An 18,500-nucleotide genomic window follows, 5' to 3' on the forward strand; every position below is an offset into this window, starting at 1 on the left:
GATGAGCAGCACAGCCCGCCATCGCCGACCGAAGATGACCGAGCCCGCGGTGTTCGACGAGCAGGAGGGCGGCGCCGACCCGGCGACGATCTCGCAGGCCGCCCACGACACCGCCCACGCCTTGGTGTACCACGGCCGGGACTCGGACGATCCGGAGATCACCGAACGCTTCATCAGGCTCGCCGAGACGGAGGGCATCGAGGCCATCGCGGAGCTGTGGGCTGATTCCCCGGCCCATTCGTTGGCAGGCAGCCTGTGGCGGATCTACGCTATCCGCGCCGCCGTCCAGGAGAACCCCCGCCGATTGGCCGAGTACTACCGCACCGGCCGTGGGGACGGCACCACCACCGCTGCGATCGCGGGCGTGCCCGAGCCGCCCACCTCCGATGAGATGACCAAGCTGGCGGACATGGTCCTGGCGGGCATGTATACCGGGGACATCGACGTCGCCTTCGACCGGGCCGCCGCCTTCTGCCGGGTCATCGCCCGCGGGGAGGCCCTCTGGGCGGACAACCATGAGGGCACCTCCCAGGACGTCGCCCGTCGCATGACCGCCCGGGCGGACCAGCTGATCCGCACCGCCGAGGAGCTGGAGGTCTCCGCCCGCGCCTTCCGTGCGGGCACCCTGGACTGACCGCAGCGCAGCAGAGCGTCCCTCGGCGTCGGCACAGGACCAGAACGACGCCGACAGGGCGGCTATGCGTGCCGCCCTGACACGTACGTCACGACTTCACAACATTCCGTCTGCATGACTGTCACCATGCGGAACCCGCTACATGATGAAGGTAGGGTTGCGCCCGAGGGAGAGTGCGGGACCAGTGTGTTCCGCGATGGTTCGCGCCTGCATCGAGGTCAGCCCTTCGGGTCTGGACTCCGGCACGTGGACCCATCCACCGCACTGTGATCAGGACCGGAGTCAGCATCGACTGACTGACAGAGGGGCGACTCATGTCGGAGAACAACCCATACGGACAGCAAGGCGGCTGGCAGCCGGGGCAGGACCCCCAGCAGGGCCAGCCCGACCCTCGGCAGCCGGGCGCAACCAGCCCGCAGGCAGCGGGAGGCTATGGCGCCCAGCCCGGCTACGGCCAGCAGGGGCAGCCCGGATATGGCCAGCAGGGCCAACCCGGGTACGGCCAGCAGGGCCAGCCAGGCTACGGGCAGCAGGGCTACGGCGGCCAGCAGTATGGTGACCAGTACGGGCAGGCCGGCTATGGCGCCGGCGGAGCAGCAGGTCCCGGTGGTCCCGGCGGCCCTGGTGGACCTGGCCAGCCCGGAGGCCCGGGCGGCTCCGACGGCTCCGGCAAGGGGCCGGGCAAGGGCCTGATCTTCGGGTTGATCGGCGGGGCGGCGCTGCTGATCATCGTCATCGCCGTGGTGCTGTTCCTCGTGCTCGGCCGCGGCGGAGGAGATGCCGAGGCGGAGAACGGTGGCGAGAACGGTGGCGAGGGCGAGGGTGAGTCGAGCGTCGAGCCGGGCGCAGACTCCACACCGCACGGAGCAGTCGAGGCGTATCTGACTGCGCTCGCGGAGGGAGACGCCGAGGGCGCGCTCTCGCTCATCGACGCGCCCTCCGACACCACGCATATGACCCAGGAGGTCCTGGACGTCTCGGTGGAGCTCGCGCCGATCTCCGAGATCTCGGTCAACGAGGTGGAGGTGGGCGACTACGCGTTCAGCGAGGAGGTCACCGCCTCCTTCACCCTGGGTGAGGAGTCCGTGACCCACCGCTTCTGGACCTCCACCGATGACGAGGGCGACTCCTGGTTCCTCGACGGTGCGATCAGCATCAGCGAACCCTCGGCGGGCTCCCTGGACGTCACGCTCAATGGCGTCGAGTTCACCACCTCCGACACCTACGTGTTCTTCGGTGCGGCCTATGAGCTGGACATCGCCCACGAGAACTTCATGTTCGACGGCGACAGCGTCGTCCACGCCACCGACACCTACGTCTCCACGGCGGACCTGACTCCGGCGCTGACCGAAGAGGCTGAGGACACCTGGCGGGACCTGATCATCACCGAGGTGGAGGACTGCGTGGCCTCCAATGAGAAGGAGGCCGGCTGCGGGCTGGACATGCCCGACGAGGTCTCCGGCGCCGAAGTCATCGAAGGCTCCATCGAGCGCTCGATGTCGACCTCCGACCAGCAGGCCCTGCAGAACATCGAGCCGCGGCTCGACTGGAGCAACCCGAACCTGGTGGGATCCGACTATGTGAGCATCACCGTCGACGTGGAGTACGAGGGACGCTCAGGCGGCAGCACCGACCTCTACGAGCTGTGGACCGGCGACCCGCGCTGGCTGGGCGACCCGGTGGTCGACATGACCGCCGAGGAGCTCGAGATCACCTGGGAGTGATCGCCACGGACTGACGCCCCTTCTGCGGAGCTCGTCGGTCCCGCGTCCCAGAAGCAGCACGACGACGGCGGCCCCGAGAGTCCACGCCGAGATGACGTCCGATGAGGGCGGCTCGGCCATGGACTCCGGGGCCGCCGTCGTCTGCTCTACACTCAGTGCTCGTGCCTCAGAACACCACCACCGCACCCCGTGACGCCCGCCCCACCGGGGAGATGATCGTCCAGTCCCTGCCGTGGCGCTGGAGCACTCAGGGCCGGATCTTCCTCATCGGCGGCCTCGGCTTCATGTTCGACGCCTGGGACGTCTCCCTCAACGGCATCCTCATCCCGCTGCTCAGCGAGGAATGGGGACTCACGCCCTCCCAGGCCGCGTGGATCGGGACCGCCAACCTCATCGGCATGGCGGTCGGCGCAGTCATGTGGGGCACCATCGCGGACCGCATCGGCCGCAAGCAGGCCTTCGCCTGGACGCTGCTGATCTTCTCGATCTTCACCATCGCCGGGGCCATGACCAACGACCTCAGCTGGTTCGTGCTCTTCCGCTTCCTGGCCGGCATCGGCCTGGGCGGATGCGTGCCGGTGGACTACGCCCTGGTCGGCGAGTTCACCCCTGCCAAGCATCGGGGCCGGGTGCTGACCGCCATGGACGGCTGGTGGCCCATCGGGGCGGCGCTGGCCGGGTTCGTCTCCGCTCTGCTGGTCGGCGTCTGGGGCGACTGGCGGCTGCCGCTTCTGGCCATGATCCTCCCCGCCCTGCTGGTCTTCGCCGTACGGCTCTTCGTCCCCGAATCCCCCATGTATCTGATCCGACAAGGCCGGACCGAGGAAGCCCGGCGGATCATCGACGGCATGGTGGCCCGCACCGGGGCGGCCCCGCGGGAGTACGTGCTGATCCCGGGCACGGAGTCCTCCAGCCTGACCCTCGGCTCCCTGGTGGCGCAGCTGCGTCGAGTGTGGGCGCACAGCTGGCGGATCACCACGGTCGCGTGGGTGATGTTCCTGGCGGTGATGACCGTCTACTACATCGCCCTGCAGTGGATGCCGCACTTCCTCATCGAGGCCGGCTACGAGCAGTCCCGTGCGTTCATCACCTCGGCCGGCATGGCCGGCGTCGGGCTCGTGGGGGTGCTGATCTCCACCGTGCTGGTGGAGGCCACGGGCCGCAAGGCGCTGCTGGCGGTCAGCGCCCCGGTCGCCACCGCCCTGCTGGTGGGGCTCGCGCTGGTCATGGACGTCCCGTCCCTGGTGCTGGTCATGGTGCTCGGCTTCGGGCTGATCATCCAGATCGCCATCCCGGTGCTCTACACCTACGTCTCCGAGCTGTACCCCACGGAGATGCGCGGCTCGGGCTTTGGCTGGGCCTCCACGGTCTCCCGCATCGGCGCGGGCGTGGGGCCCCTGCTCTTCGTGGGCTGGCTGCAGCCCTGGCTGGGGCTTGCGGGGGCCTTCACCGTCTGCCTGGTGGGCGTGGCGGCCGCCGTCGTCGTGATGCTGCGCCTGGCCCCGGACACCACCGCCAAGCACCTGGACTGAGGGCGTCCCCCGGGCTCGGATTGTCCGTTGGGGCCGAGTTGGTCCGGAGTTTTGGGTACTCGGCTCGATCGAGTCGAGTTTCGCATACTTCAGACCACGTCGCCGGCGGGGTGTGCGGCACACTGGAGCCATGTGTGACGATGTCCAGCCCACCGCCGCAGAGTTCGTGACCGTCCAGACCACCGTGGAGGATGAGCCGCAGGCCGAACGCCTGGCCGCCGCGCTTCTCGACGCCGGCCTCGGCGCCTGCGTGCAGGTCAGCGCCGTCCGCAGCTTCTATCGCTGGAAGGGCGAGGTGCATGATGACCCCGAGCAGCTGCTCACGGTGAAGACCACCGCCGCGGCCGTCCCAGGGATCAAGGAGCTGCTGACCAGGGACCACCCGTACGAGGAGCCCGAGCTGATCGTCCAGCCGATCCTCGACGGCTCCCCGGGCTACCTGGGCTGGGTGCGGGAGAACACCATCGCCCCGACGTGAGGTGGTCTGGAGTTGTGGGTACTCGGCTCGATCGAGTCGAGTACCCACAACTCCAGACCAACTCGGCGGGGTGGGTTGGTGTGAGGCGGGGTGGGGTGGTGTGAGGTGGGCCGGCCCCACAACCCACGACGACGGCCCCGCCCGGAGGTCCCGAAGGAACCTCGCGAACGGGGCCGCCACCGTCCGGATGTGCGGCTCAGGCAAGGGGATGGCTGAGCCCGATACCCGGAGCGTCAGACGTCTGCGCCCACCTTCCGCTGCTGCGGGTAGCGGATGGACTCGACCATCTCCTGCACCTCGTGCGACGGCGGGGCGGTCAGCTTCGACACCACGATGGTGACGATGAAGTTGACCAGGGCGCCGACGGCACCGATGCCCTCGGGGCTGATGCCCAGGATGTGGTCGTTGGATCCGGTGCCGAACACCTCCAGCGTGTAGATCATGTACGTAGCGGTGAAGACCAGACCGGTCAGCATGCCGGCGGTGGCGCCGACTCCGTTGGCGCGCTTCCAGAAGATCCCGAGGATCAGGATCGGGAAGAACGTGGAGGCCGCCAGTCCGAAGGCGAACGCCACCACCTGGGCCACGAACGCTGGCGGGTTGATGCCGGCGAAGATCGCGATGACGATCGCCGCGGCCATCGCCACACGTCCCACCAGCATCTGCTGGCTCTCGGAGGCGCCCTCCTTCTTGAAGACCCGGAAGTACAGGTCGTGAGAGGCGGCCGAGGAGATGACCAGCAGCAGCCCGGCCGCGGTGGACATGGCCGCCGCCATGCCACCCGCCGCCATCAGGCCGATGATCGGGGCGGGCAGGCCGCCGATCTCCGGAGAGGCGAGCACCAGGATGTCGTTGTTGACGATCAGATCCGCACCGGAGGCGGCGTTGTTGGACACCGTCTCGATGGTGTCGACGCCGTCGGCGACGGTCACCAGGCCGGTGGCGCCCCAGGTCTCGATCCAGGCCGGCAGCTGGTCCACCGTGGCGCCCTGCACGCCCTGCAGCAGGTTCAGCTTGGTGAACGCGCCCACCGCGGGGGCGGTGAGGTACAGCAGGGAGATGAAGAACAGGGCCCAGAAGGCCGAGTACCGGGCGCCGCGGACGGTCTTGGTGGTGTAGAACCGGATGATCACGTGCGGCAGGCCGGCGGTGCCGAGCATCAGCGAGGCCGTCACCAGGAACACGTCGATCTGGCCGCCGTCGCGCCCGGCGAACGCCTGGGTGAACTCATGCAGCCCGAACTCCGTGCTCAGGGAGTCCAACTCGGCGAGGATCTTCCCGTAGGAGATCTGCGGCACCGGGATGCCGGTGGTCTGCTGGGCCACCGCGACGGCGGGGATCAGGTAGGCGATGATCAGCACGGTGTACTGCGCCACCTGGGTGTAGGTGATGCCCTTCATGCCTCCGAGCACCGCGTAGAAGAAGATGATCGCGGCGGCGACGATGACGCCCCAGGTGAGGTTGAGTCCCAGGAAGCGGCTGAAGACGATGCCGCCGCCGTTCATCTGGCCGACCACGTAGGTGAAGGACACCACGATGGCGGCGACGGCGGCGACGATGCGCACCGACTCGGAGTAGCGGTCGCCCACGAACTCCGGGACGGTGAACTTGCCCCATTTGCGCAGGTAGGGGGCCAGCAGGAGGGCCAGCAGCACGTAGCCGCCGGTCCAGCCCATCAGGTAGACCGAGCCGTCCGAGCCCAGGAAGGCGATCAGGCCGGCCATGCCGATGAAGGAGGCGGCTGACATCCAGTCGGCCGCGACCGCCGCACCGTTGGCGATGGTCGGCACGCCCTGGGAGGCGACGTAGAACTCCTTGGTCTCCTTCACCCGCGAGCGCCAGGCGATGAAGATGTAGAGCCCGAAGGTCAGGATGATGAAGAAGAAGGTCCAGAACTGGATGTCGCTCATGCTCTCTCACCGTCCCCGTTGCGCTCCGAGACGCCGAACTCGTCGTCGATCCGGTCCATCCACAGGGCGTAGACCAGGATGAGGATCACGAACGTGTAGATGGATCCCTGCTGGGCGAACCAGAGCCCGAGCGGGAAGCCCAGGATCTCGATGGCGTTCAGCGGCTCGATCAGCAGCACGCCGAAGCCGAAGGAGACGGTGAACCAGATCGCCAGCAGGACGATCATCAGGCGCAGATTCTTCTTCCAGTAGCGCTCACGCCAGGAGTTGTCCTGTTCTGGCGGGGCGCCGCCGGAGGTGCTCTCATATGCCGTGTCGGCCATGGAGGCTCCCTTCCCTTCCAATGCGGAGTGATCCTGTGCGGTGCTGCCCAGGACGGCTGCGCGCCACACTCGGGCGGCGCAGGTCATGAGACCAAGAAACCCCACTGTGAGCCAGCTCACAAGCGATGCTCCGCAGACGGCGCCCCTGTGTTCGCCAGCGGCGGGTATGGGTCTGCGAGCGGTCGGTGCGGGGTGTCGGTGACCGCTCGCGGGGTGGAACCTGCCGTTCGTGGACTGCTGACTGCCGTCCGGCGGTCATTCGCCGGACGGGGTGGCCCCTGTGACCCTGGTCACTCGTAGAATCGGGGCATGACGACGACGGCGAACGGCGCAGCGATGGGCAGCAGCACGACGGGCTCGCCCGCAGGGGCCGGAGGCTCCGGCGGATCAGAGAGAGGCATCTTCGGCGGCATCACCGCCCGAATCAAGGCGGGCCGTGCCACCGGCTGGGGCGTGTTCCACGCCGGCAGCTCCGCCATGATCCTCGGCGGCCTGATGCTCATCATCTCCGCGTTCCTGCCGTGGGTCGTCATCCCGATCGCGGGGGAGAGCTTCGCGCTGCGCGGCACCGACGGGCCGGGTGTGGTCACTCTCGCCGTCGGCTTCCTGGCCTTCGCCGGAGGGTTCGTCCCCAAGCGGGGCCTGGCGGTCGCGCATGCGATCATCCCCGGGGCGCTGGTGGCCCTGATCGTCGGAGCGCAGACGGTCCGGCTGATCCAGCTGTCCGCACAGACCGGTTCCTGGGGCGGACTGCTGCCCGGCATGGGGCTCATCCTCGCCGCCGGCGGCGCGGTCGTCCTGATCCGGGTGGCCGTGCGCCTGTGGAGGGCCCGGCCCGCAGCATGAGCGCTCCGCCGGTCGGCCTCGCCGTCCGCCTGGCCCAGTCCGCGCACCTGCCTAGACTGGCGGCATGAGACGCGATGACCTGGGGCTGCGGGGGTTCGGAGACTCCTGGGGCGAATCCCCGGAGGTCAGGGACACTCCGGCCGAGGTTGACGCGGTCTTCCGCACGTTGCGCCGCATCGCGGCCACCTACTTCGTGGTGTTCCTGCTGCTGGTGGCCGCCTTCCCGGTGCTGACCATGACCCTGGACTGGTGGTCAGAGGCCCAGCTGGTCGGTCACCTCAGCCCGGGCTTCCTCACCGCCGGCGTCGGCCTCTATGTGGTCTTCGCCGTCATCGGCATCGCCGCCGCGACCCTCAGCTCGTCGGTGGAGTCCCGCATGCTGGGCCATGCCGGAGTCGGAGCGGAGCACGTCCTTGATGAGCCCGCGGAGGCCTCCGCAGAGGAGGCCCAGAAGCAGCAGAGCCTTCGGCGCGAGGACGGACGGATCCTGCTCGACGCCGCAGTGCCGCCCGAGTCGCCGTTCCATGATCCCGACGCCGACGCCGACGCCGATCCGCAGGGCGATCCCGACGACGGGGCGGCCGGCCGATGACCGCCGCCTCCATCATCACGCTGACAGCCGTGCTGGTCATCGTCCTCGGGGTCTCCTTCATCACCCGCCCGCGGCATTCCTCCACCGTGGACTTCTACCTGGCCGGGCAGCGGGTCGGCGTCGTCACCAACTCCTGGGCCATCTGTGGGGACTATCTCTCCGCGGCCTCCTTCCTCGGGGTCGCCGCCGCCGTCTATGTCTCCGGGCTCGACGGCGCCTGGTACGCCGTCGGCTTCGCCGCTGGGTTCGTGCCGGTGCTGCTGCTGGTGGCCGCCCCGCTGCGCCGCTTCGGCGAATTCTCCCTGGCCGACTTCCTGGGCCGGCGGCTCGGGTCCGACGCGGTCCGGCTCTCCGCCGTGGGGATCGTGCAGCTGGTCATCCTCTTCTACCTGATCCCGCAGTCCGTGGGCGGCGGCATCACCTGGGAGCTGCTGGTCGGCCACGGCGTGATGGGACTGAGCCCCTACGCCACCGGGGTGCTGCTCTCCACCGCCGTGATCGCCGTCGTCGTGGCCTTCGGGGGGATGCGCGGCACCACCTGGAACCAGGCCGTCCAGTTCCTGCTGCTGCTCACCGCGCTCATCTGGCTGGCGCTGGTGGTCACCGGGGACGGCTTCCGCTACGGGCAGGCAGTGGAGCAGCTCAGCCAGGAGCCGCTGAGCAACCCCGCCGAAGGCGCCCAGGGCTGGGAGCTGCAGCCCGAGACCAACCACATCGACGACGGCGAGGCCGCCGTGTTCGGCGAGCCCGGCGCCCGCTACGGGCAGCTGGGCCAGGTGGCGCTGGTGGTCACCCTGGGGCTCGGCACCGCCGGGCTGCCCCATGTGATGAACCGCTACTTCACCGCCCCCACCGGGCGGGCCGCCCGCACCACCACGGTCTGGGTGCTGATGCTCATCGGCGCCTTCTACGCGCTGGCGGTCATGCTGGGCACCGCCGCGCGGGACATCATCCCCGCCGCCCTGGCCGACCACCCCTGGCTGGAGCGGCTCACCATCGACGGGGTACTGCGCATCCCCGAGCACGCCCTGCCGGTGCTGGGGCGCATCTACGGCGGGGAATCCGGGCTCGGGCTGGTGGCCGCCGCCGCACTGATCGCCGCGATGTCCACCGTGGCCGGGCTGCTGCTGGCCTCCGCCGCCACCTGGGGCCATGACGTCTACGAACGCCACATCAACCCGCATGCCACCCAGCGTCAGGCGGTGTGGGCGGGCCGGCTCACCACCCTGGTGGCCGCCGCCACCGCCGCCGCCCTGGCCATCGCCCTGCGGCCCGACGCGTTCACCCCCGCCATGCCGTCCCTGGTGGCCACCATGGTCACCTGGGCGTTCGCCGTCGCCGGCTCCGCGCTGACCCCGGTGATCGTGCTGGCCATCTGGTGGCGCCGCCTGAGCGCCCGGGGTGCGGTGGCCGGGATGCTCACCGGCGGGGCGCTCGCGGTGGTCATGTTCACCGCCGGAAGCCTGCTGGAGCCGGCCTGGTGGCGGGAGCTGCTGGTGGCCCCCACTCTGGTGGCCGCCCCGGTGGCCGGCGTCGTCGCCGTCGTGGTCTCCCTGCGCACCACACCGCCCGACGACGTCGAACAGGCCTGGAGGATCATGCACGGCACTGCGGCGGACCGGCAGGCCGAGCGGCTCGCCCGGCTGACCATCGCCGCCCGGCGGGCGGAGCGGCACGACGCCGCCGGCCGCCGTCGAACCCGCCTGCCGCGGCCGGGCAGAAGGAGGAACGATGCGCGGTAGCCTCATCCTGGCCGGGGCAGTGGTGGCCATCTGGACCCTGGTGTACCTGGTGACCCAGGTGCTGGTGCATCCGCCGTTGGCGATCCTGCCGACCATCGGCGCCGGCACGGTGCTCACGCTCGCCGTCGTGCTGGGCTACCCGTCGGCGCTGCGCGGGCCCCGTGGTCGCCGCGGCGGCCGTGTGGGCGGCAGCGTGGGCGGCCGCATCCCGCCCCGGGATGAGCGGGATCGGCTCGAGGCGGCCCGCGGAGTGCGGGACCTGGCGGCTGCAGGACGCTCGGTGCCGCTGCGCTCCGGGCTCACCCCGGACGCGGCCCGCCGCACCGCCGAGCTGCTGCGTCCCATGCTCTCCGGGGACGCCATCGCGATCACGGACCGGGAGGACATCCTCGCCTTCGTGGGGCCGGGGGCGGACCACCACCGGGTGGGCGGGGAGATGCAGACCCGCGCGGCGGTGCGTGCCATCGAGAAGGGCCGCACCGTGGTGGTGCGGGAAGCGGCCGGGCTGGGCTGCAAGGTCCCGGACTGTGCGCTGCGCTCCGCGGTGATCGCACCGCTGGCCATCGGCTCGCGGGTGGTGGGCTCCCTGGGGGTGTTCCAGGCGCGCACCGAGATCCCGCCCAAACAGCTGGTGGAGGACATGGCCACCATGCTGTCCCTGCACCTGGAGCTCGCCGAGCTGGACCGGGAGCGCCGCCTGGCCACCCACGCTCGGCTGGACGCCCTCCGGGCTCAGATCAATCCGCACTTCCTGTTCAACATCCTCAACACCATCGCCTCCAAGGCGCGCACCCGGCCGGAGGAGGCCCGCGAGCTGCTGCTGCGGCTCTCCGAGTTCTTCCGCTACGCGGTCCGCCAGGAGGGGCACTTCGCCGAGTTCGCCCAGGAGTACTACTTCGTGCGCACCTACCTGTCCCTGGAGCAGGCCCGCTTCGGGGACAGGCTGCAGGTCCGCTACGACATCGACCCGCAGGTGCTGACCTCCCGGGTGCCGGTGCTGACCATCCAGCCGCTGGTGGAGAACGCGGTCAAGCACGGCATCGCGGACAAGAAGGAGGGCGGCACGGTGCGGCTGCGGGCCCGGGTGGACCCGCTGACCCGCACCACCCATATCCGGGTCTCCGACGACGGCGTCGGCATGGATGCCGAGGTGCTGGTGAAGCTGCTCAGCGGGGACCAGGATGTGGGCGACCATGAGGACAGCGTGCTCACCGGGGTGGATGCCGTCGGCCATGCGGGAGTGGGGCTGACGAACATCACCGAACGGCTGGAGTCCCTGTTCGGGGACCGCTATGACCTCTCGATCTCCACTCCGCGCGGCGGCGGCACCGTGGTGGACCTCCGCGTGCCGATGACGTGACGGGCGCCTGCGCGGTTCCACCTGTGACGCCCGTCATGGAGCCCTGGATGCCAGCTCTATACTGAACGGATGATGCCCCGCGCGCTGATCGTGGATGACGAGGCCCCCGCCCGCGAGGAGCTGCGCTATCTCCTCGAGGAGGTCGGGCGCGTGCAGGTGGTCGGGGAGGCCACCAACGGGGAAGAGGCGCTGGTGCTGCTGAACTCCCTGGACTACGACCTCGTGTTCCTGGACATCCGGATGCCCGGGCTCTCCGGGCTGGAGATCGCCGAACAGCTCCGGGAGATGCCGCATCGGCCGCAGGTCATCTTCACCACCGCCTACCCGGACCACGCCGTCGAGGCCTTCGATCTCGCCGCCGCCGACTATCTGGTCAAACCCTTCGACGCCGAGCGTCTCCAGCGGGCCGTGGAGCGTGCGCTCTCCTCGGGAGGGGAGCGTGCCGAGCCGGGAGCGCGCCGCGACGACGGCGTGCCTGCCGCGGCCGACGCTGAGCGCCAGGCGGTCCGCCCGCGGGCTGCCGAGCCGGAGCCGCTGGTGAGGATCCCCGTGCAGAAGGACGGTCGGACCATGCTGGTGGACGGGGACTCCATCGTCTATGCCTCCGCGGCCCGGGGGTACTCCTCGCTGAAGCTCGGCGATGAACGGGTGTTGGTCTCGTTCTCGCTGAATGAGCTCGAGCGTCGCCTGCAGGGTCACTTCTTCCGTGTTCACCGCTCGTATCTGGTGAATCTGCGCTATGTGCGCGAGCTCGTCCCGGACTTCCGTGGTGCGCTGGTGCTGGTGATGAACGACCGCCAGCGCAGCCGGGTGGAGGTCTCCCGCCGCCATGCTCGGGAGCTGCGCCGCCGGCTGGGCGTGTGAGGGCCTCAGTCCTCGGGCGAGGGCAGCGGCAGCACGCTGAGATAGACGCGGGCGCGGCGGTCGTCCTCGCCCGGCCCGGAGGTCTTCACCCGCTCGGAGGCGGCGTCGGTGTGGCGTGCGATGACCTCCATCAGCTCGTCGCGCATCGCCCGCATCTCCTCGGTGGACATGGTGGCGGTGTGGGTCGAGTCCACGGAGGCCTCGATCCAGCGCTGCGGCTCCTCGTCGATGTGGGTCATCCAGCGGCGCAGGGTCTGGAGGCGCTCCTGCATCTGGTGCTGGATGACGGTCTGCGCCATCGGTGTCTGACTCGGGTCACCCTGGATGACTTCAGCGCGCAGGCTGAACCCCGAGGGCTTCCACCACCGCTCGCGCCCGGTGCCTTTCTCCGGATCCTCCTCCACGAGGCCGTGCTTCTCCAGCTGACGCAGGTGGTAGCTGGTCTGACCGGTGCTCTCGTCCAGATGTTTGGCCAGCTGGGTGGCGGTGGCCGAGCCCTGGTCGGACAGGTAGGAGTACATCGCCATCCGCAGCGGATGGGCGAAGGCCTTCATGGTCTTCGCGTCCATCCGTAGATCCGCCTCACCGGGCAGCTTCTCCGGGGCCTGGTCGGGCAGCTGGGCAGAACTTTCCGGGCCGGGGGTCTTGCGCGCGCTCATATGCAGAGATACCTTTGCATAGAAGTTGTTGCAGAGAAATCTCTGCAAATCTTTCTCGGCACCAGTCTACGGAGATGGTCACCATGGCGCACACCACCACAGCGGAGCAGACGTCCGACGACGGCGTCAGCCACGGGGCCACCTCCGGAACCGAACCTCTCGGCCGGCGGTTCCAGGCCCATCTGGGCAGCGTGGCGCTGGCGAATCTCGCGGACGGCGTCCTGATGACCGGCATCCCGCTGATCGCCGTCTCGCTGACCCGGTCTCCGCAGGAGATCTCCCTGCTCTCGGCGCTGTTCTGGCTGCCCTGGCTCCTGTTCGGGCTGTTCGCCGGGGTGGTGATCGACCGTTCCGACCGCCGCCGGGTCCGGATCGTGGCCCTGAGCCTGCGGGTCGTCGTCCTGGTGGGTCTGATCGCGGTCGCCCTGGCCGGGGCGCTGCGCATCGAGGTGCTGATCCTCTTCATGGGTCTCTACGGACTCACCCAGGTCTTCGCGGATCTGGCTGGGCGCACCATGGTCCCGCAGGTGGCGCCCCGCTCCCGGTTGGCTGCCGCCAACGGGCGCACCATGGCCGCCGAGCAGGTCTTCAACGACTTCATCGGTCGCCCCGTGGCCGGGCTGCTCGTGGTGCTCGGCGCCGGCTGGCTCCTGGGTTTCTCCGCGGCAGTCTGTGCGGCGGCGGTGCTGCTGATCACCCTCGGGCTGCGCGGCGACTACCGTGCGGGCCGCACCGGTCAGCCGCGAGCCACCGCGGTGACGCGGGCTGCCGAGGAGCCGCGGGCCGCAGAGGAGCTGAAGCAGCCCGCCGAGGGGGAGAGGTCGCCGTCGGATGCCGGTCTGAGCGCGGTCTTCGAGGGGCTGCGCCTGGTGTGGCGTCACCCGGTGCTGCGGCCGTTGGTGATCATGTCCTGCGCCGCCAACCTCGCCTCCACGGCGTTCATGTCCGTGTTCGTCCTCTGGGCGGTGGGGCAGGGGTCGGCGATCGGGCTCACCGAGGCGCAGTACCCGTTCTTCGCCGTGGCCAGTGCGGTGGGTGCTGTCAGTGCCTCCTTCCTGGTGGAGCGGATGACGCGGCGCGCTCCCGAGGTGCCGCTGATGCTCGGCGCCTTCCTGGCGCAGGTGCCGATCATGCTGCTGCCGGTGCTCTTTCCCCGCTTCGACGTCCTGCTGCTCGCCGGTCTCCTGCAGGGCTTCCTCAACATGACCGGCAATGTCATCGCCTTCACGCTGTTCCAGCGCCTGGTCAGCGGTGAGGTGCTGGGCCGGATGACCGGCGCGATCACGACGGTCGGCTTCGGGCTGATGCCGCTGGGTGCGGTGCTGGGCGGGTTCATCGGCGAGCATTTCGGCCTGCCGACGGTGTTCGTCGGGGCCGCCGCGCTGCTGGGGGCGGCCGTTGTCTGGTCCATGACGCAGGTGCGGCAGTCGATGGTGGAGGCCGCCGAGCAGCGGATGCGCCATGCCGAGGACGGCGGAGACGCCGATGGTGACGGCGACACCGGTGCTGACGGCAGCGGGCACGACGGTGGCGATGGCAGGGGCGACGGGCCGGCCGTGAGCCCGAAGGCGGACGCCCAGGCGCCCCAGGATCGGGGCCGCCGGACCTCACGCCGGACCTCACGGCACACGGCAGGGCACACGGCAGGGCGCCGTGACCGGCTCCGTGCGGAGGCCGAGCGCGATGCCCGTCGCCACGATCTCGGCGGCGGCGTCGAGTTCCGCTGGGCCTGACCCTGATCTTCTCCGCCCTGGTCCTGCCGGTCGATGTGGGGGATCTGCGCCCAGCTGGCTGCCCTCCGGCGCCGCTCAGCTGGGCACGGGTCCCCCGGTCGCGGGGAACAGCGGCTGCTCCCCGCGTTCCAGGGCCAGCAGATGCTCCTTCCGGGGAACGCCGCCGCCGTAGCCGGTCATCGAGCCGTCGGCGCCGATCACCCGGTGGCAGGGCACGATGATGGAGATCGGATTGCGGCCGTTGGCCAGCCCCACCGCCCGCGAGGCGCCGGGGCTCCCCAGGTGCGCGGCCAGCTGTCCGTAGCTCCAGGTCTCCCCGTAGGGGATCTCCTGCAGCGCCGCCCACACCCGCTGCTGGAAGGCGGTGCCCTCCGGCGCCAGGGGCAGGTCGAAGATCCGGCGGTCGCCGACGAAGTACTCGCCCAGCTGCTCGGCGGCGCGGCGCACGACGGCGGCGGCGTCACCGAGAGCCACCGCCTCACCCCGACGATCCGTGGCGGCATGACGGTGCTCGGCCATGAAGACGCCGGTCAGCGCCTCGCCGTCGGTCACCAGCGCCAGCGGCCCCACCGGGGAGTCGATCATGCTGTGCGACCGCGCACCCTGTGCTGACTGGGTGTTCTGTGTCGCCTGGGAAGCCTCTGCGTCCTGTGTGGGCGTCCGGCTCATGGGCTGGTCTCCTTCGTGTGGGGTGAGGGCTGCGGCAGGCGGGCGACGGCGTGGTCGCTGCTTGCCCACAGCAGGGCGGTGGCATAGGAGCGCCAGGGCCGCCAGGCCTCGGCGCGTGCGGTCAGCGGGCGCGGGTCACCGGGCAGGCCCAGTCCCTGCGCAGCCAGCCGGGTTCCCAGGTCGGTGGCGGGGAAGGCATCCGGATCCCCCAGCCCGCGCAGTGCGATCATCTCCACGCTCCATGGGCCGATCCCACGCAGGGCGGCCAGTTGGCGGCGGACCTCCCCCCAGGGGGCGCTGACGCCGAGACGCAGCCGCCCGGAGGTCAGAGCATCCGCCAGCCCATGGAGGGTCTCGCGGCGCGACGCCGGCATGCCTGGCCAGGCTGCTCCCCGCGGGGCCGTGCCGTCATCGTCGCCGGAGGAGGCGCTGGCCCCGGCTGAGGCGAGGGCCGCGGCCGTGGGGAACAGATGCGTGGGGCCGTCGGGCAGACGAAGGGCATCGGGCAGCGGGTCGCCGACGGCCCGGGTGAGGCGGGCACCCGTCGTGCCGGCGGCGGTGGTGGAGACCTGCTGGCCCAGCACCACACGGAAGGCCAGCTCTTCGGGGTCGGTGGTGCCGGGCAACCTGCAGCCGGGGGTGCTGGCCACCAGCTCGGCGAGCACCGGGTCGGCGCTCATGGCCTCGTCGATGCCGACCGGATCCGCATCGAGGTCCAGCAGACGGCGGCACCGCTGCACCGCCGAGGTCAGGTCCCGCAGATCGGTGAGCCGCAGCTCGGCGTCGATCCAGCCGCGCTCGCCGTCGTCCGGGGTCAGGGAGGCCACCCCGAGGCCATGCGGCAGGCGCAGTGCCCGATGGAAGGTCCCAGAGGCCGGGGACCAGGTCTCCACTCCGGGGACGGCGGTGGCGATGAGATGCCCGAACAGACTCGGCACGTGCAGCGGCGGCCGGTAGGCCAGACGCAGCCTCAGTCGGTGCGGGGTGCCGCCGTCGTCCTGGGGTGCCCGGTCAGCGGCCTGCCCCGGTCGGGCGGCGGCCACAGAGCGTCCGTTGCGGCGGGCGGCCCGCAGCTGGCTGGGGGAGGCGGCGAACACGGCGCGCACCGTCTCGTTGAAGGACCGCACCGAGGAGAACCCGGCGGCGAAGGCGATCTCGGTGAAGCTCAGCGCGGTGCCTTCGATGAGCGTCCGCGCGGTGGAAGCCCGCTGGGCCCGTGCCAGGGCGATCGGCCCGGCCCCGAGCTCGGCGCGGAGCACCCGTTCCACCTGCCGGGAGCTGTATCCCAGGGACGCGGCGAGTCCTTCCACGCCGGTGCGGTCCACCTCGCCGTCGGCGATCAGCCGCATCGCCCGGGCGGTCGTGTCCTGGCGGATGCTCCACTCCGGCGAGCCGGGAGAGGCCTCCGGGCGGCAGCGGCGGCAGGCCCGGAACCCGGCGCGCTGGGCCGCGGCGGCCGTCGGGTGGAAGGTCAGATGCTCACGCTTCGGCGGCGGAGCCGGGCAGCTGGGTCGGCAGTAGATCCCCGTGCTGGTCACGCCCACGTAGAGCCGCCCGTCGAAGCGGGCGTCACGTGTGCGCACGGCCTTGATGCAGGCCTCGGCGTCGGGGAGCAGTGAGGTGGTCACGGCACCAGCATGCGCCGGTGACGCCGTCGGCGCCAGCAGGAATCCGACATCGTTGTCTCGGCCGGGCTACCTGCCCCTACGCTGAGTTGGTCTGGAGTTGTGGATACTCGACTCGATCGACTCGAGTATCCACAACTCCAGACCAACTCGGCCGGAGGGGAAGGGGCTGCTCAGCGGGAGGAGCGCGGCGGACGGGGGATGCCCCCGGGCCCCTGGGAGTCACTGGGTCCCTGGGAGTCACTGGGTCCCTGGGAGTCGCCGGAGCCGCCGTCGGCCGTGTTCGGGCGGGCGGAGGTCCCGGATCCTGAGGTGCTGCCGGTGGAGGTCGGTCGGTCGCCGCGTCCGCTCGGGTCGGGCATCGGCTTGGTGGCCTCCAGCGTCGCGGGCTCCGTCCCCGAGGACTTCCGTGGGGACTTCCCGGAGGACTTCCGCCCCAGTCTCGCCGCCGGGGAGTCCGCGACGGCGTCGGCGGGCTTGGCGCGCTTCCAGGCCCGGTGGCAGCCCAGCAGCACATAGGCCACCAGAAGTCCGAGTGCGAGCAGGCCGTCCAGGATGAGCGTCAACCAGGCGCCGTCGGCCGTCTCCAGCTGGGACCAGGCGACCAGCGCCAGGCCGAGCTTGTGCAGGAAGGCCAGCTCCAGCACGCCGGGGTAGGCGGTCGGCCGCCAGGCCACCAGGGCGAACAGTCCGGCGAAGACCACCAGGCCGAAGGCGCGCCAGGCGTCGTAGATCAGGTGGTCGTCGGCGGCGGAGGCCAACTGGGCGATGCCGGCACCTGCGGCGCCGGCGGCACCCAGGGCCGCCAGGATCAGCAGGGCACGGCCGACGACGGCGCGTCGCGCCGCGGCCTCGGGGGACGATGTCATCTCTGCTCCTCTGCTGCTCGACTGGTGCGGGTGCCGCCGGTGTCAGGCGGCAGCTGCACCGGGCGGTGACGACGCCGCGGAGGCTGGCTCCGCGACGTCGTCGATGCAGTCAGACTAAGGCAGGAGCGGCCCGCTGACCAGGGATGAGGGCGTCGTCCCGGGCTCAGCGGGCCGGTGAGGTCACCGGGAGATCTGCAGCAGGTCGTCTCCGGCGGTGACGTGGTCCGCCGTCGTCGTCGTCACGGCATCCTCCGGCTGGTCCAGCGCCACCACGGGGATGACGGTGGAGATCCCGTCGCCGGTGATCTCCCCGGGCGTCCAGCGGACCATGGGGTCGCCGCGGTGCACGGTGGCGCCCTGCTCGGCCAGGACTTCGAAGCCCTCACCCTCGAGTCGGACCGTGTTGATGCCCAGGTGGACCAGCACCCCGACGCCGGACTCGGCCTGGATCACGAAGGCATGCGGGTGGATCTTCACGATCTTCCCGGTCAGCGGAGCGCAGACGGTGGTCTCCTCCGGCGACGGGTCCAGGGCGATGCCGGGCCCGACCATCGCGGAGGAGAACACCGGGTCCGGCACCTCACTGAGCGGGAGGACCCGCCCCGGGCAGGGGGCGGTCACCCGCGTCGGCGAGACTGCCGGTCTCTCAGCGGTCACCGGAGGTCCTCGATGTCTTCGGCGATGGTGTCGGCCTCGGGCCCGACGACCACCTGCACCACGGTGCCGCTGATCATCACGCCGTGGGCGCCGGCGGCCTTGAGGGCCTTCTCGTCCACGAGCGAGGCGTCTTCGACCTCGGTGCGCAGCCGGGTGATGCACGGCTCGATCTCGATGATGTTCTCGGATCCGCCGAGTCCGGCCAGGATCTGCTCTGCACGGTCAGCCATGAGGGGCTCCTTCTCTAGGGGTGCGGGTGGTGCGATTCAGGTGGGTGAAGCTG

Annotated in this window: 18 protein-coding genes; 10 read left to right on the forward strand and 8 right to left on the reverse strand. The window is 70.6% G+C overall.

Annotated features, from left to right (window positions below):
- Window position 1 precedes the first annotated feature (1 nt).
- The 4 genes from ABD658_RS03270 to cutA all read left to right on the forward strand — a co-directional run bounded on the left by ABD658_RS03270 (window position 2) and on the right by cutA (window position 4,368).
- Complete coding sequence (locus ABD658_RS03270) at window positions 2-634, forward strand: hypothetical protein (protein ID WP_344684952.1); 633 nt, start codon at window positions 2-4, stop codon at window positions 632-634.
- A gap of 314 nt (window positions 635-948) precedes the next feature.
- The gene (locus tag ABD658_RS03275; RefSeq protein ID WP_344684950.1) at window positions 949-2,358 is read left to right on the forward strand and encodes a hypothetical protein; all 1,410 of its coding nucleotides are present in this window, start codon (window positions 949-951) and stop codon (window positions 2,356-2,358) included.
- A 212-nt stretch (window positions 2,359-2,570) separates the two neighbouring features.
- Entirely contained in the window at window positions 2,571-3,890 is a 1,320-nt protein-coding gene (locus tag ABD658_RS03280; RefSeq protein ID WP_344743855.1) for an MFS transporter, read from the forward strand.
- Window positions 3,891-4,020: 130 nt separating this feature from the next.
- Window positions 4,021-4,368 (forward strand): divalent-cation tolerance protein CutA, encoded by a 348-nt coding sequence (cutA, locus tag ABD658_RS03285; protein WP_344684946.1) that lies wholly within the window; start codon window positions 4,021-4,023, stop codon window positions 4,366-4,368.
- Between the two features lie 233 nt (window positions 4,369-4,601).
- Here cutA and ABD658_RS03290 read toward each other — a convergent pair whose 3' ends face one another.
- The gene (locus ABD658_RS03290) at window positions 4,602-6,278 is read right to left on the reverse strand and encodes a sodium:solute symporter family protein (protein WP_344684944.1); all 1,677 of its coding nucleotides are present in this window, start codon (window positions 6,276-6,278) and stop codon (window positions 4,602-4,604) included.
- Complete coding sequence (locus ABD658_RS03295) at window positions 6,275-6,601, reverse strand: DUF4212 domain-containing protein (protein WP_083277246.1); 327 nt, start codon at window positions 6,599-6,601, stop codon at window positions 6,275-6,277. The genes ABD658_RS03290 and ABD658_RS03295 overlap by 4 nt, the downstream gene beginning before the upstream one ends.
- 309 nt (window positions 6,602-6,910) lie before the next feature.
- Here ABD658_RS03295 and ABD658_RS03300 point away from each other — a divergent pair, with 309 nt between their 5' ends.
- The 5 genes from ABD658_RS03300 (at window position 6,911) to ABD658_RS03320 (ending at window position 12,005) form a co-directional block, all read left to right on the forward strand.
- The gene (locus ABD658_RS03300; protein WP_344684941.1) at window positions 6,911-7,447 is read left to right on the forward strand and encodes a hypothetical protein; all 537 of its coding nucleotides are present in this window, start codon (window positions 6,911-6,913) and stop codon (window positions 7,445-7,447) included.
- Window positions 7,448-7,511: 64 nt separating this feature from the next.
- Window positions 7,512-8,039, forward strand: a complete 528-nt coding sequence (locus ABD658_RS03305) for a hypothetical protein (RefSeq protein ID WP_344684939.1) — start codon at window positions 7,512-7,514, stop codon at window positions 8,037-8,039.
- Window positions 8,036-9,781 carry a sodium/solute symporter gene (locus ABD658_RS03310; RefSeq protein WP_344684937.1) on the forward strand — a complete coding sequence of 582 codons (1,746 nt, stop codon included), beginning with the start codon at window positions 8,036-8,038 and terminating at the stop codon, window positions 9,779-9,781. Before ABD658_RS03305 ends, ABD658_RS03310 begins: the two co-directional genes overlap by 4 nt.
- A complete protein-coding gene (locus tag ABD658_RS03315; RefSeq protein WP_344684935.1) occupies window positions 9,771-11,141 on the forward strand; it encodes a histidine kinase in 1,371 nt (456 codons plus the stop codon). Before ABD658_RS03310 ends, ABD658_RS03315 begins: the two co-directional genes overlap by 11 nt.
- A gap of 69 nt (window positions 11,142-11,210) precedes the next feature.
- Window positions 11,211-12,005, forward strand: coding sequence for a LytR/AlgR family response regulator transcription factor (locus tag ABD658_RS03320; RefSeq protein ID WP_344684933.1), 795 nt, complete (start codon window positions 11,211-11,213; stop codon window positions 12,003-12,005).
- Between the two features lie 5 nt (window positions 12,006-12,010).
- Here the strand turns inward: ABD658_RS03320 and ABD658_RS03325 are convergent, their stop codons facing one another.
- On the reverse strand, window positions 12,011-12,664 hold the full coding sequence (locus ABD658_RS03325) for a helix-turn-helix domain-containing protein (RefSeq protein WP_344684931.1): 654 nt from the start codon (window positions 12,662-12,664) through the stop codon (window positions 12,011-12,013).
- A gap of 83 nt (window positions 12,665-12,747) precedes the next feature.
- Between ABD658_RS03325 and ABD658_RS03330 the strand changes: the two genes are divergently transcribed.
- Window positions 12,748-14,397, forward strand: coding sequence for an MFS transporter (locus ABD658_RS03330; RefSeq protein WP_344684929.1), 1,650 nt, complete (start codon window positions 12,748-12,750; stop codon window positions 14,395-14,397).
- Between the two features lie 75 nt (window positions 14,398-14,472).
- Here the strand turns inward: ABD658_RS03330 and ABD658_RS03335 are convergent, their stop codons facing one another.
- From ABD658_RS03335 to ABD658_RS03355, 5 genes are all read right to left on the reverse strand, one after another.
- Window positions 14,473-15,066 (reverse strand): methylated-DNA--[protein]-cysteine S-methyltransferase, encoded by a 594-nt coding sequence (locus ABD658_RS03335; RefSeq protein WP_344684927.1) that lies wholly within the window; start codon window positions 15,064-15,066, stop codon window positions 14,473-14,475.
- Window positions 15,063-16,694: a DNA-3-methyladenine glycosylase 2 family protein gene (locus ABD658_RS03340; protein ID WP_344684926.1), complete on the reverse strand. Its 1,632-nt coding sequence runs from the start codon at window positions 16,692-16,694 to the stop codon at window positions 15,063-15,065. Before ABD658_RS03340 ends, ABD658_RS03335 begins: the two co-directional genes overlap by 4 nt.
- Window positions 16,695-16,864: 170 nt before the next feature.
- On the reverse strand, window positions 16,865-17,560 hold the full coding sequence (locus tag ABD658_RS03345) for a hypothetical protein (RefSeq protein ID WP_344684925.1): 696 nt from the start codon (window positions 17,558-17,560) through the stop codon (window positions 16,865-16,867).
- A 180-nt stretch (window positions 17,561-17,740) separates the two neighbouring features.
- Window positions 17,741-18,217, reverse strand: coding sequence for a PTS sugar transporter subunit IIA (locus ABD658_RS03350; RefSeq protein ID WP_344684924.1), 477 nt, complete (start codon window positions 18,215-18,217; stop codon window positions 17,741-17,743).
- Complete coding sequence (locus ABD658_RS03355) at window positions 18,214-18,447, reverse strand: PTS sugar transporter subunit IIB (protein ID WP_070161229.1); 234 nt, start codon at window positions 18,445-18,447, stop codon at window positions 18,214-18,216. The genes ABD658_RS03350 and ABD658_RS03355 overlap by 4 nt, the downstream gene beginning before the upstream one ends.
- Window positions 18,448-18,500 lie beyond the last annotated feature (53 nt).

This window comes from Nesterenkonia aethiopica (assembly GCF_039534665.1).
In the GTDB taxonomy this organism is placed as follows: domain Bacteria; phylum Actinomycetota; class Actinomycetes; order Actinomycetales; family Micrococcaceae; genus Nesterenkonia; species Nesterenkonia aethiopica.

Coding starts and splice junctions, on each gene's coding strand:
- ABD658_RS03325 (WP_344684931.1), bottom strand. CDS start 12,664: ATGAGCGCGCGCAAGACCCCCGGCCCGGAAAGTTCTGCCCAGCTGCCC.
- ABD658_RS03355 (WP_070161229.1), bottom strand. CDS start 18,447: ATGGCTGACCGTGCAGAGCAGATCCTGGCCGGACTCGGCGGATCCGAG.
- ABD658_RS03310 (WP_344684937.1), top strand. CDS start 8,036: ATGACCGCCGCCTCCATCATCACGCTGACAGCCGTGCTGGTCATCGTC.
- ABD658_RS03320 (WP_344684933.1), top strand. CDS start 11,211: ATGATGCCCCGCGCGCTGATCGTGGATGACGAGGCCCCCGCCCGCGAG.
- ABD658_RS03275 (WP_344684950.1), top strand. CDS start 949: ATGTCGGAGAACAACCCATACGGACAGCAAGGCGGCTGGCAGCCGGGG.
- ABD658_RS03280 (WP_344743855.1), top strand. CDS start 2,571: ATGATCGTCCAGTCCCTGCCGTGGCGCTGGAGCACTCAGGGCCGGATC.
- ABD658_RS03345 (WP_344684925.1), bottom strand. CDS start 17,560: ATGACATCGTCCCCCGAGGCCGCGGCGCGACGCGCCGTCGTCGGCCGT.
- ABD658_RS03305 (WP_344684939.1), top strand. CDS start 7,512: ATGAGACGCGATGACCTGGGGCTGCGGGGGTTCGGAGACTCCTGGGGC.
- ABD658_RS03270 (WP_344684952.1), top strand. CDS start 2: ATGAGCAGCACAGCCCGCCATCGCCGACCGAAGATGACCGAGCCCGCG.
- ABD658_RS03330 (WP_344684929.1), top strand. CDS start 12,748: ATGGCGCACACCACCACAGCGGAGCAGACGTCCGACGACGGCGTCAGC.
- cutA (WP_344684946.1), top strand. CDS start 4,021: ATGTGTGACGATGTCCAGCCCACCGCCGCAGAGTTCGTGACCGTCCAG.
- ABD658_RS03335 (WP_344684927.1), bottom strand. CDS start 15,066: ATGAGCCGGACGCCCACACAGGACGCAGAGGCTTCCCAGGCGACACAG.
- ABD658_RS03315 (WP_344684935.1), top strand. CDS start 9,771: ATGCGCGGTAGCCTCATCCTGGCCGGGGCAGTGGTGGCCATCTGGACC.
- ABD658_RS03300 (WP_344684941.1), top strand. CDS start 6,911: ATGACGACGACGGCGAACGGCGCAGCGATGGGCAGCAGCACGACGGGC.
- ABD658_RS03290 (WP_344684944.1), bottom strand. CDS start 6,278: ATGAGCGACATCCAGTTCTGGACCTTCTTCTTCATCATCCTGACCTTC.
- ABD658_RS03295 (WP_083277246.1), bottom strand. CDS start 6,601: ATGGCCGACACGGCATATGAGAGCACCTCCGGCGGCGCCCCGCCAGAA.